Here is a 13,441-nt window from a genome sequence, read left to right as displayed (position 1 = left end):
ACAGAGTAAATCATTCTTGGATATGCAGCCTACAAGCGGAGTCTACGAAAGAACGCTGCTAGACAACCAGGGCTTTTTTCAAGCCCCCACTGATTAAAGTTTCACTTTATGAGCTACAGCTTCCACCGATCGGGCTACTTCTGGAAAGAATGGAGTTACGATGTTAGAGATAATTAGACAAGAACACTTTTTCTATAGAGAACGCGCCACCGTACTTGACTAATCATGCTCGTTTTACCTTTATCGTACATTTTTTTCCTTTTCTATCATATGTAACCGTTTACACAAATAATATAACGTATTCATGAAAATCCGTCAATTATTTGCAACTGACAAGATAACGCCTAAATTCTTTATTTTTTTAATATAAAAACTCACTCCCTCACCAATAGAAATTGCGATTATATGTAAAAAGCATCGCCTCTACAGGCGATGCTCTTCTTTATAATGATTAAGATACCATTGCTTCTTTCTCATCTGTTTCACTCTTCGGTTCTTTTGCTGCCTTTTTACGATCAGAAAGCTTAATTTTCTTCAAGAACAATGTAAATACAGCACCAACTAGAATAAATACTAAACCAGTTATAAATACATGATGAAGAGAATCTAATAATGATGCCTTTAATACAGGCACAATGCTATTTGCAATTGGTTCTGGGATTTTCTTCAATGCTTCTGGACTAAATAACATTGAATATAACCCTTGTGGATCTGTGTGAATCATATCTTTAAACTTCGTGACCATTTCTCCTGCTTGTGGTGGGAACGTATTCAGTACAGGCACTAACTTATCTGTTAATACTGTACCAGATGTGTTATTCATAATGGAACCTAAAATCGTAATCCCAAATGTACCACCGATTTGACGGAAGAATTGACTTGATGAAGTTACAACTCCAAGATCTTTTTTCGGGAAGCTTTCTTGTAATGCTAATGTTAAAGTTGGCATGACAAGACCCATTCCGAAGCCAATAATCATCATATACGACGTTGCAACAAGCTTACTTGTATGCATATCCATTGTCGTTAACATCCCAAATCCGCCAGCCATAATCAGCATTCCAGTAATAATTTGTGGTTTCACTCCAACTTTTAATACAAGCTGACCCCCAATAATACTCGTGATAATCATCGTGATCATCATTGGTGTCATAATCGTTCCTGATTCAGCGGCACTTACACCGACAATACCTTGCATAAAGAATGGAACAAACATGATTGCTCCGAACATTCCAATACTCATAAAGAAACCAATTGCATTTAATACTGTAAATGTACGATTTTTAAAGAAATGGACAGGTAAAATCGGTTCTTTCGCTTTTTTCTCTACCTTCACAAAGCTTATAAGACCAATCACCGCAAGCGCAAATAACCCAATGATTTGCCAAGAATCCCAAGCGTAGTCTTTTCCACCAAATGTTAATGCTAATAATAAGCTCACAACACCGACGATCATCGTGAAAATACCAGCGATGTCAATTTGGATTGGCCCTGTTTGTTTCTTCCCTTTTAAGCCCATTGCGATAAGGATTGTTGCTAAAATCCCAACTGGTAAGTTAATGTAGAATACCCATCTCCAGTTCATTGAATCAACAATCCAGCCACCAACTTGCGGACCAATGACAGAAGCAAGACCATAAAGTGCTCCAAAAATCCCTTGCCATTTCGCACGTTCTTTTCCTGTAAACATATCCCCAATGATAATCATAGCCATCGGCATCATAATACCGCCGCCAAGACCTTGAATACCACGGAAAATAATTAGTTCTGTCATACCATTTGCCATACCACAAAGCGCAGAACCAATCATGAAGACGATTAATCCTGTCATATATACAGTGCGGCGACCTAATAAATCGGCTAATTTACCGGCGATTGGTACAACCGTTGTTGATGATAACATATATGCTGTTGTTAACCATGTCATTAAACTTAATCCACCAAGTTCACCGACAATACGCGGCATTGCTGTACCAACGATTGTTCCGTCTAATGCAGCAAATAACATAGCGATAACTAAGCCAGTTAACAACAAAGTTCTATTTTGATTTTCTTGTTGTTCCATGTAATCTCCTCAACTCTCTTTAGTTTGTCTCTTTCTTCTCTGATGATTGACAAATAATTGCTTCTAGTTTTTCAAATAATCGTAACAAGTCTTCTCTCTCTTGTACTTCTAATTCGGAAAAATACTTAGCAATATGTTGATTACGAGCAATCATTGCCTCTTCTAGAACAGCTTTCCCCTTTGACGTTAACTCAATTACAACAACGCGACGATCATTTTCATCATGATAACGCGAAACCAAATCGTGATCGATTAAACGATCAATCATTACTGTAATTGCACTCGGTTTCACATACATTTTCTTCGCTAATGTTGTTGCTCTTGATGCACCATAACGATCTAAAATTTTTAAAATATAAAATTGCGGTGGTGTTAATCCAGATGACTGTAATTTCTCTAATAATTCTGTTTGTAATTTCTTTCCAATAGAAAATGCAAGAGCTTGAATTTTATCTATATGAGTCATATCATTTTGCATATTTTCCACCCCTTATTTCAACCACTAAATATTTAACATCTTTAAATATTAAACTTTGTAATTAATAATGTCAATGATTTTGTTTCTTTCTTTTTTTGATAAAAATATTGAGAAAAATCATGTTATATCAATACAAAAAATAACATAAAAACCTCTTTTTTTTAGGGGGGCGAGAGCTTCTGGCTGTGCATTGGAGCGGTCAGGGCCTTTTTCTGCCACGTGCCATGTTTTAAACAGAGGGAGCAAGCAAGTGGAGATCATGTTGGATATACTTAGCAATATATATGTAAAAAGACTACCATTTCTATATATACAAAACACAGAAATGGTAGTCTTTACTTCTTTATGAAATCAATTCAATTGTTTCAATAATTTCGATGCTGCCTTTTACAGATTGGACAATTGTACAATTTTTCATCGCAAGTTCTAACGCCTTTTCTAACTGTTCTTGCGTAATTCCTTCTGCTTTTATTTTATAGTGTAAGTGAGCACTCTCTACTGGTTTTGATACTGTCTCACTTCTTTTAATTTCCGTTTCCATTGTAAATTCATGATACGTAATACGTTTTTTTTCTAAAATCGTTCGAAATACAATGGCGCTGCACCCTGCAATCGAAGCAATTAAAAGTTCTAATGGTGTATATCCATTCTCTTTTCCAATTCGCAATTCACCATATGGAAGATCCGCTGTAATTTCATCACGCTTCACTATTAGTTGCATATGTATTCCCCATTTCCACTTGCACCTTTTGCTGCCTTTTTTTATTTATATAATAATATATGTAGCAAAAAATAATAAATGGAATGCCGCAATATAATGCCATGCGTTGTTCTGGGATGAACGCTAAACTAACTACAACAACGCTGTTTAAAACAAGCGCTGCAATTGGAACAATTGGATATAATGGTGTCTTATATTTTAAATCTTCTAATTTGCCGCCGCTCTTTACATATTGTTGTCTAAATCGAATTTGTGAAAATGCGATAATAATCCAACTTGATACCGCTGATAATCCCGCAATCGATAGCAAATACATGTATACAGTACTTTCCGCGAATACACTTGTTAATAACGATAACGCTGCAACAATCATCGTCACAACTAATGCTGTAATCGGAACCCCTCTTTTATTCACCTTCTTAAAAGAAAGTGGTGCCATTCCCTCATTTGATAGTGACCATAGAATACGTGTTGCTGCATATAATCCAGAGTTTGCTACCGATAATAAAGCCGTAATAATAACAAAGTTCATAATATCCGCTGCATATGGGATACCAATTTTATCAAAGACTACAACAAACGGACTTTCAATCACTCCTGCTTCTTTCCAAGAGATTAATCCTACTAAAATCGTCATTGTTAAAATAAAGAACAGCATAATTCTCCATACTGTATTACGAATCGCACGTGGAATTGTTTTTTCCGGCTCCTTACTTTCACCTGCTGCAATCCCAATTAACTCTGTTCCTTGGAAAGAGAAGTTTACTGTGATCATTGTGAGCAACACAGCTCCAATTCCATGTGGAAATAACCCACCATCTTGTACAAAATTAGAAAAAAGCGGTGCTGCTGCTTTTCCATCGTATGGTAAAAATCCAAGCAATGCGCTTCCCCCAAGAAGAATAAATGCAATAATGGTAATTACTTTAATACTCGAAAACCAAAATTCTAATTCTGCATAGCTTTTTGCTGATACTGCATTTGAAATGAATAAAAGTCCTCCGAACACAAGGCACCATACCCAAACGTTTACATCTGGGAACCATCTTTTCATCATTAGACCAATTGACGTTAACTCTAACCCTACCGTTACAGCCCAGCCTAACCAATATAGCCAGCCAATCATAAATCCTGTTCCAGGTCCGATAAATTTCGTCGCATATTTTTGAAATGATCCCGAAACGGGCATAGCAACTGTTAATTCACCAAGGCAAAGCATCGTTAAATACATAATAAAACCGCCGACTAAATAAGAAAGGATCGCTCCTCCTGGTCCTGCTTGATTAATTGTATATCCTGATCCGAGAAAGAAACCTGTTCCGATTACTCCCCCAAGTGCAATCATAAATAAATGTCTACTCTTCATTGTGCGATGTAATTGCTCATTCGTTGTCTGATTCATCTTCTTCCTCCCCTAACATACCCCTCTATATTTTAAAATTTCTGATAATATAAAATATACAATAAAGCGTTTACAATTTCTATATAAAATTAAAACTTTTCTAAAAAAATAACTCTTGCATAAAATACAATGCAAGAGTTATCTACTTTCTAATCGTCTCGAAAAAAGAGACAAACTATAATTCACAACGAAATACATACAGGCGACGAGAAGAATTGTAGGAATCATATAGTTTACATTTTGCCCATTAATAATTTGGGCATTATGCATTAATTCTGGCAATGAAATGACGACTGCTAACGATGTATCTTTTAAAAGGGATATAAATTGGCTGACAAGCGGCGGCACCATCCGCCGCAGCGCTTGCGGTAAAATAATGTGCTGAAGCGTTTGTACATACGATAATCCAGACGCACGCGCTGCTTCAATTTGCCCTTTCTCAATTGAGAATAAACCACTGCGAACAATTTCTGATATCATCGCAGCTTCAAATATCGTCAATGCCACAACGGCCGCTGTTGTAATTTCTAATTTCAATCCAGCTTCTGGGAGCGCAAAATATGTAAAGAAAATAATTAATAGCAGCGGTAAATTACGAATGATTTCCACAATACAAGCAAGTATTGTGGATACAACTGGTATTTTCGCATATCTGAGCGTACCGATAACGCTACCAATGATAAAACTAAGGAAGATTGCAATAAGAGCGATTTCTAACGTAACAAGTAGTCCTTTTAATAAAAAAACAATGTGATCTCCTGTATAAGCACCGCGAAAATCCATCTACACAGCTCCTTTCGCCAAGTGTTTCTCTAAAAAGCGAACACCCATGCTAATCGGAACAGTTAAAAGTAAATAAAACATCCCGACAAAGATGTATACATCAAATGTGACAAATGTTCTCGTAGAGATTAAATCACCTTGGTACATTAAATCCGCCCCAGCGATAATCCCTAATATAGAAGAGTTCTTCACTAAATTGAGAAATTGATTACCTAGCGGCGGAATCACAATTTTTATTGCTTGTGGCAAAATAATATAATACATCGCTTGTACATATGTTAAACCAGAAGAACGAGCTGCTTCCATCTGCCCTTTCGGAACTGATAAAATCCCCGCACGAATTGCCTCTGTAATAAAAGCCGCCGTATATATCGTAAGTGCAGTTGTACCAGCAACAAAGCCACTTAATGTAACGCCGATCACTGGAAAAGCAAAATAAAAAGCAAATGTAATTAAAACTAAAGGGATATTCCGAATAAACTCCACATATGTTGCCCCAATCCAATTTAGAAACCGAAATGGCGCAATTCGCATCACTGCGATGATAATGCCAAGAATAAAACTACCAATTAACGCAATAAGACTAGACAGCACCGTATATTTAAATCCTTCTAAATACAAATCTAGATTATTTGAGAGAATCGAAAAACCTTGCACAAACTCTCCCCCTCTTTATTCATAGCAAGAGGATGATTATTTCTCATCCTCTTGTATCCTATATTTGTCGTTTTACTCAGGCTTTTTCCCAATCCACTTTTCATACAATTTATTGTATTCACCGTTTGCTTGCATCTCTTTTAGTAACTCATTAATTACTTTCGTAAGTTCCGTTTCTCCTTTTCTCACCGCAATGCCATACGGTTCGTCCGTGAATTTTTTCCCAACTACTTCATAGTTTGCGTCTTGCTTTTCCATACCGTATAAAATCGCATTATCTGTTGTTAAAACATCACCTTGCCCTGCCTTCAATGCCGTAAATGCTTCGCTATAATTTTCAAATTCAAGTACAGTCGCTTCCGGTGCTTTAGCACGAATATTATTCGTAGAAGTAGAACCTTTTACCGCTAACACCTTTACCCCTTTTTTCACATCAGCTATATCTTTAATTCCACTTCCTTTTTTCACAAGTAAAGATTGCCCAGCTTTAAAATACACATCTGAGAAATCAACTTCTTTTTTGCGTTCCTCAGTAATTGTCATTGTTGCTATAATCGCATCGATATCGCCATTTTTTAGCATTGGGATGCGCGTTTTCGAAGTAACTTCTTTTAATTCTAATTTATTCTCATCACCTAAAATTTTTTTCGCAAGCGCTCTCGCAACATCAATATCAAATCCTTCTACCTTTCCTGTTGCCGGGTTCTTTAATCCAAATAGATTCGTATCATTCTTCACACCGACAACTAACTTCCCACGTTTCTTAATTTGATCAACAACAGTTTCTTTTTCATTTTTTACAGCTTCTTTTTCTTTCTTACTTTCGCACCCAGCTACAATCAATACGAATAAACAGGCAAAAACAATAAGCGTAAACCACTTTTTCATTTTAATCATCAAATTCCTCCTTTAACGATTCAGCACCCGACTTAAAAATAATCGGGCTCGTTCTTGTTTTGGATTTACAAAGAAATCAGCAGGCGAAGCCTCTTCCACAATTTCACCCTTGTCCATAAATAAAATGCGATCAGCTACCTCGCGGGCAAATCCCATCTCATGCGTAACAACAACCATCGTCATGCCTTCTTTTGCTAATGTTTTCATAACATCAAGTACCTCACCAATCATTTCAGGATCAAGTGCTGAAGTCGGTTCATCAAACAGCATAATCTCCGGCTTCATTGCTAGTCCCCTTGCAATGGCAACGCGCTGTTGCTGCCCGCCTGATAGTTGGTGCGGATAGGCATTTGCTTTATCTGTAATCCCTACTTTTTCTAAATAAAACATCGCAATTTTTTCTGCTTCTTCTTTCGGCTTTTTGAGTACTTTTATCGGGGCAAATGTAATATTTTGAAGCACCGTTTTATGAGGATATAAATGAAAATGTTGAAATACCATACCGATGCTTCGTCTTAATTGATTTATATCTTTCTTTCCCTCATGTATGTTCACGCCATTTACAATCAATTCACCATTCGTGATCATCTCTAGTTGATTCATGCAGCGCAGCAACGTACTTTTCCCTGACCCCGACGGCCCAACGACCACGACAACTTCTCCTTTTTCAATTTGTAAATTAATATTTTTTAAAACCTGAAAGTTGCCGTAATACTTGTTAACATCACGAAAAACAATCAATCTACTCCCCTCCTTTACATATCAAAAGGCCTGTATAGTTTTTTATATTCGAAAACACCCAAAAAAATAACTAGTAATCTTTTAGACAAAAAAAGAAGCTGTCCAAAAGTTTTACTTTTGGACAGCTTCTTTTCAATTTTTGGTATGATTCAGCTCAGCGAATCGACTACTTGTGTGTCGAATATCGTCGAAGTGTCTTTAAATCGTGTCGAAGCGCCGATATATTGTGAAAAGCGCCGATATATTCTAAAAAGTGGTCGATATATCGTGAAAAGCGCCGATATACTGCATAGAGCGGGCCATTCCTTTTAGGAAACTTCTTCTTGTTTATCTTTTCTATATTCATGTTCCCAGAAATCAGCATTTTTAATACCGAGTTCCCGAGGATCAAATACAGGATCTTTTCCTTCTTTCTTCTGCTTCTCATAGTCTTTTAGTGCTAACAGTGCTGGCTTTTGCAATAATATAATTGCAATAATATTTACCCATGCCATAATACCAACACCAATATCCCCAAGGGCCCATGCCGTTGCTGCCGTTTTCACACATCCGTAAAATACGACCGCTAAGAAGATAAACTTCAATATTAGTATCATCCAAGGGCGATCTTTCTCACGATTTAAATAGGCAATATTTGTTTCCGCAATGTAGTAGTATGCCATAATCGTTGTAAATGCAAAGAAGAAGAGAGAAATTGCAACAAAACCGCTTCCAAATCCAGGGAACACAGATTCAACAGCTGCTTGTGTATACCCAGGGCCTGGTTCTGCACCGTTCAAATTATTCACAAGAAACCCTTTTCCGCTTACATTAAATACGTTATACATTCCCGTGATAATCATCATAAATGCCGTTGCGGAGCACACGAATAATGTATCAATGTAAACAGAAAATGCCTGTACAAGTCCTTGCTTTACAGGGTGAGATACTTCTGCAGCTGCAGCTGCGTGAGGGCCTGTTCCTTGCCCCGCTTCATTTGAATAAATGCCGCGTTTTACACCCCAAGAGATTGCTAAACCAATAATTCCTCCAAATGCAGATTCTAATGCAAATGCACTTTTTATAATAAGCATAAAAGCATCCGGTAACCTTTCAATGTTCATCCCAACAATTAAACAAGCTACGAGAATATACCCAATCGCCATAAACGGTACAACAACTTGCGCTACATTAACGATACGCTTTACACCGCCAAAAATGATAAGGCCTAATACAACAACTAATATTGCTCCCGATACAGACGTATTAATACCAAAAGCTGTTTCCAAGCTCACTGCAATACTGTTTGCCTGTACACCAGGAAGCAACATTCCTGTCGCGAGAATTGTCGCCATAACGAAAATAATCGCATACCATTTTATTCCCAGTCCCTTTTCAATGTAATACGCCGGACCGCCGCGGAATTGTCCTTTATATTTTGTCTTATAAATTTGTGCAAGTGTTGATTCTACATAAGCAGAACCAGCTCCTAAAAAGGCCACAAGCCACATCCAAAAGACGGCTCCTGGTCCACCGAAGGCAATCGCAGTCGCCACCCCGGCAATATTTCCTGTTCCAACTCGCCCCGATAAAGAAAGCGCTAACGCCTGGAATGAAGAAACACCTGCTTCTGACTTTTCCCCTTGAAACGTAAGCTTTACCATTTCACCTACATATCGAACTTGCAAAAATCTCGTTCGAACTGAGAAATATAAACCTACCCCTAAACATAAATAAACAAGTGCAGGACTCCAAACAATACCATTTAACCAATTGACGAAAGCTTCCACAGATCCTCCTCCTTTTATAAAGAATTTTCAGAATATATAAAAAGTATAAAATATACACCTTGTGAAATACAATATTATTTTGAGAAAATAAACATATTTTTGTATAAAAACACAAAATAATATTGGATAAAAAAAGAGTACGAGCATATGTACTCAAGTTCAATTTGATCTTTCAACATTTAAGCCGCTACTTGCTTTCTCCTTTTGTTTTAAACCTTGCATGTGGCAAAAAAATCCATGACCGCTACTATGCGCGGCCAGATGCTCTCGCCTACCTCAAAAAAGAGGGGTTTTTCGATTTATATTTATATGATAAAAAAACGACCTAAAACACTAAAATAGCGTTTTAGGTCAGTTCACATTTTCCTTACCATTCAACAATTGCTTTTTTCGCAATTATTCTCTTATAAATTGCATTTGTTAATGTTTGAAAATGCTCTGGCATTTCTTTACCGTTAAACTTTTTCATGATCGTTCCATATAAAGCAACATCACGAAGGCGCATGAAAAGCGGTATCGAATCATATACAGAATCATCAAGAGTATGCTCTGTCTCATATCCTTCTTTCAATACTTGCAACTGGTGACGAGAAAATTTTTCCTTTTCTTCTTCTGTCCAATCTTTTCGTAAGACAGAATAATATACAACCATAGCAAGATCATGTGCAAAATAATTGTACGTGGCATCATCAAAATCAAAAATGGTTAACTCTCCATTTTCATAGTGAAAATTCCCATGATGAATATCGCCGTGTATTAATCCAAATGTACGATTTGTCACAGGTAATTTTTGAATTTCTGCTACAACTTCATACGCAATTCCCTGCAATTCCTTGTCTTCCTGTAACATATCAATAATGGTAATTTCATCATCCAACCACGTAACGCGATTCTCCGTCTTTGGATAATCCATCGTAAGTCGATGTAACTGACCAATTGCTTTTGCCCAAGCGTAAAATAGCGTATCATTCCAAACAGTAGAATCTACATCTTTCACTCTTTCTCCATTTGCATAGTCAAAAAGTGAAACATAAAAAGAAGTTCCATCAGTTGCTTGTAGACTTTCTACAAATAGAGCGTTTTTTGATTGATGCGGCGCTGCTACCTTTGCACCGTTTTTCCCGAGATATGCTAGAAAATCTAATTCGGCCTCAATTTGCTTATATGTACGATGAGATGAATGTGTCAAACGTAAAACATACGGTGTTTGGTCTTCTCCCTCGGCACGAAAAATATAATTTTCAAAGTCTCCTAATGGTTCTTCCGCAACAGTTACACCGAAGCGCTTTGCTGCTTCTTGTAAAATTTCTTTTGTAAACACTTTTTCAACTGTTAATTCCATATGAGCACTCCCTTCCTCTCTACATAATTCGCCATGATTCTTAAAATCACTGCCGGAAAAATAAAAAAAGAAGCAGAACATTCTACTTCTTTTCAATTCTAATAATGAAAAAATACAACTATATAAGTTGCTGATTGCCCCTTTTGTTTTAAACCTTGCACGTGGTAGGAAAAGGCCCTGATTGTTTCTATGCGTGACTAGACTCTCTCACCCTCCTAAAAGAAAGGTTTTTTATGTCTTAATCCCTCTTACCATTTCCCTTCCAATATGAGTGTATAAATGCCCATACTCATCACAAAAAGCGCTACCCCTAACGTAATAATCCAAAACGGAATTTTCAGTTTTTTTATTTTAAAATAAGCTCCGTACCCTTTATATTTTACGGAGCGATATACACTGATTCCCCCTACGCAAATCATAATAATGCTTAAAATATGTACGACATACGGCAAGCTCCCACTCCCTTTAACAAACCATCCCCCTAAGATTACCACATCTATCCTTTTTACTACATATTTTTACAAAAAATTCTAAATAATATTTTTCATATCTCACAGTAAATCACCCAAACCAGTATGGATATTTAATCACAAAAATGAATCTTTATAAAAAATATCTTTTTTCTCTTCCCTTTCTAAAAAACATGTAGTATACTTACTTCAAAATCAGAGGAGAGAGGGAGCAAAGAGCTATGCTTACTTATACAACTGTAGTTACATTTGCACAAAAACATCATCATCATACGTAAACCCTTGAAACCTAGCGGAAAAATTCACGCGTAGGTACAAGGGTTATTCCCGTTGTACCTACGTTAGGCAAAGAGCCATGTAGGTATTTTTTATCTACATGGCTCTTTTTTATTTCCCAAAAACACTAGGTACAAAAAATCATAAAGTGAAACTTTAATCAGTGGGGGTTTTCTTCATCCCCCACTGATTATTAGTTGAACCAATCGGGCTTTTACGGGCAGTTTATCTCCCACCTAACTTCTTTGCTTTCGCTGAATTTTGAGGTGGGAGTATTACTGCCCGTTAATGCGGGATAAAACAAAAAAACTATCATCAAAAGGAGTTAGACATCATGGACACAAAAAAATGGGGTTTATGGGTTTTAACAGCATTCGTTGTTGGAAATATGGTTGGTGGCGGCGTATTTATGCTTCCGGCAAATTTAGCACAAGTATCAGGACCAATGGGGTCCACGCTTGCATGGACAATTACCGGGCTTGGTGTATTTATGATTGCGCTCGTGTTCGGAAACTTAGCAATGCGAAAGCCAAATTTAAAAGCAGGTCCGCAAAGTTATGCGCAAGCAATGTTCAAATCACCAAAGTATGGTAAAGTTGCTGGTTATAGCATGGCGTGGGGATACTGGGCGGCAACAGCTTCTGTTATTATTTCATTTGCAGGATATTTATCTACGTTTTTCCCAGTGCTGCAAAGTAAACAAATTTTGTTCACGACAAATGGTTTCTCGTTAGAACTAGGAAAAGCCTTAACATTCGCTGTATGTAGTATTATGCTATGGGGTATTCAATATATTCTTTCTCAAAACATTGATCGTGCTGGTAATATGAATTTACTTGCAACTGTTGCAAAAATTATTGGCTTTACGATGTTTATTATCATTACATTATTCATCTTTAATGCAGCGAATTTCGGTGATGGGCAAACGTTTATGAATGAGGCTGGAAAATCTATTCCATTAGGCGGGCAAATCAATGCTGCTGCTATCTCAACACTTTGGGCGTTTATTGGTATTGAATCAGCTGTTATGCTTTCAAACCGTGCAAAATCACAGCGCGATGTAAAAAAAGCAACGATTTTCGGATTAGTAATTGCTCTTCTTATTTATGTAGCAATTACATTGTTAACAATGGGTGCTCTTCCGCAAGATGTGTTAAAAGGATCTCAAAAACCATTGGTTGATGCATTAAGTATGGCTATTGGTAATAAAGGTGCATACATTATGGCATTTCTAGCACTTGTCTCTCTATTCGGTTCTACAGTAGGTTGGATCGTTGTAAGTGCAGAAGTTCCATATCAAGCAGCGAAAAGCGGACTATTCCCTGCTTTCTTTGGAAAAACAAATAAAAAAGGAAGTCCAACAAACTCATTGTTATTAACAAATATCATGACACAAGTATTCTTATTCTCTACTATTTCTGGGAGCGTATCAGAAGCGTATACCTTTGCAATTGTTGTCGCTACGCTTGCTTATTTAATTCCATATCTTGTTTCAACATTATATCAATTAAAACTTATTATTACTGGTGAAACATATAACAACATGCAAGGCTCTCGCAAATTGGACGGAGTCATCACAGTACTTGCTCTTATCTATTCCATTTGGGTTGTTAAAACAGGAACATCTGATATGAAAACTTTCTTACTAGGAATCGGATTATTTGTAGTTGGACTCATTCTTTATCCACTGATTATGAAAAATACGATTGATAATAAACCAGATACAAAAATCAGTTAAACTCAAAAACACTAGCTCTTTACAGAGCTAGTGTTTTTGAATTCTATTTCTTTTTTCTAACTAAAACAGGAAACCAGTCTGCTCCTATGCGGAGAAAATCTC

At 36.8% G+C, this 13,441-nt stretch carries 12 protein-coding genes; 1 reads left to right on the top strand and 11 read right to left on the bottom strand.

Features of this window, described 5'->3' with window-relative positions:
• Positions 1–451: 451 nt before the first annotated feature.
• From BR72_RS12290 to BR72_RS12240, 11 genes are all read right to left on the bottom strand, one after another.
• Entirely contained in the window at positions 452–2,065 is a 1,614-nt protein-coding gene (locus BR72_RS12290; RefSeq protein ID WP_035433406.1) for an MDR family MFS transporter, read from the bottom strand.
• Between the two features lie 19 nt (positions 2,066–2,084).
• Positions 2,085–2,543, bottom strand: a complete 459-nt coding sequence (locus BR72_RS12285) for a MarR family winged helix-turn-helix transcriptional regulator (RefSeq protein ID WP_035433405.1) — start codon at positions 2,541–2,543, stop codon at positions 2,085–2,087.
• Positions 2,544–2,886: 343 nt separating this feature from the next.
• The gene (locus tag BR72_RS12280) at positions 2,887–3,264 is read right to left on the bottom strand and encodes an OsmC family protein (protein ID WP_035433404.1); all 378 of its coding nucleotides are present in this window, start codon (positions 3,262–3,264) and stop codon (positions 2,887–2,889) included.
• On the bottom strand, positions 3,242–4,666 hold the full coding sequence (locus tag BR72_RS12275) for an amino acid permease (RefSeq protein WP_035433403.1): 1,425 nt from the start codon (positions 4,664–4,666) through the stop codon (positions 3,242–3,244). The genes BR72_RS12280 and BR72_RS12275 overlap by 23 nt, the downstream gene beginning before the upstream one ends.
• 138 nt (positions 4,667–4,804) lie before the next feature.
• Positions 4,805–5,449 (bottom strand): amino acid ABC transporter permease, encoded by a 645-nt coding sequence (locus BR72_RS12270; RefSeq protein ID WP_035433402.1) that lies wholly within the window; start codon positions 5,447–5,449, stop codon positions 4,805–4,807.
• The gene (locus BR72_RS12265) at positions 5,450–6,106 is read right to left on the bottom strand and encodes an amino acid ABC transporter permease (protein WP_035433401.1); all 657 of its coding nucleotides are present in this window, start codon (positions 6,104–6,106) and stop codon (positions 5,450–5,452) included.
• Between the two features lie 72 nt (positions 6,107–6,178).
• A complete protein-coding gene (locus BR72_RS12260; RefSeq protein ID WP_035433400.1) occupies positions 6,179–7,003 on the bottom strand; it encodes a glutamate ABC transporter substrate-binding protein in 825 nt (274 codons plus the stop codon).
• A gap of 12 nt (positions 7,004–7,015) precedes the next feature.
• Positions 7,016–7,744, bottom strand: a complete 729-nt coding sequence (locus BR72_RS12255; protein WP_035433399.1) for an amino acid ABC transporter ATP-binding protein — start codon at positions 7,742–7,744, stop codon at positions 7,016–7,018.
• A gap of 308 nt (positions 7,745–8,052) precedes the next feature.
• Complete coding sequence (locus BR72_RS12250) at positions 8,053–9,513, bottom strand: alanine/glycine:cation symporter family protein (RefSeq protein ID WP_035433398.1); 1,461 nt, start codon at positions 9,511–9,513, stop codon at positions 8,053–8,055.
• A gap of 367 nt (positions 9,514–9,880) precedes the next feature.
• Entirely contained in the window at positions 9,881–10,855 is a 975-nt protein-coding gene (locus BR72_RS12245; protein WP_035433397.1) for a phosphotransferase enzyme family protein, read from the bottom strand.
• Positions 10,856–11,103: 248 nt separating this feature from the next.
• Positions 11,104–11,307 carry a hypothetical protein gene (locus BR72_RS12240; protein ID WP_035433396.1) on the bottom strand — a complete coding sequence of 68 codons (204 nt, stop codon included), beginning with the start codon at positions 11,305–11,307 and terminating at the stop codon, positions 11,104–11,106.
• Positions 11,308–11,935: 628 nt separating this feature from the next.
• Between BR72_RS12240 and BR72_RS12235 the strand changes: the two genes are divergently transcribed.
• The gene (locus tag BR72_RS12235) at positions 11,936–13,339 is read left to right on the top strand and encodes an amino acid permease (RefSeq protein ID WP_035433395.1); all 1,404 of its coding nucleotides are present in this window, start codon (positions 11,936–11,938) and stop codon (positions 13,337–13,339) included.
• Positions 13,340–13,441 lie beyond the last annotated feature (102 nt).

Source organism: Bacillus sp. UNC322MFChir4.1 (assembly GCF_000746135.1).
Taxonomy (GTDB): Bacteria; Bacillota; Bacilli; order Bacillales; family Bacillaceae_G; genus Bacillus_A.
This window is presented reverse-complemented; position numbering and strand designations above follow the sequence as displayed.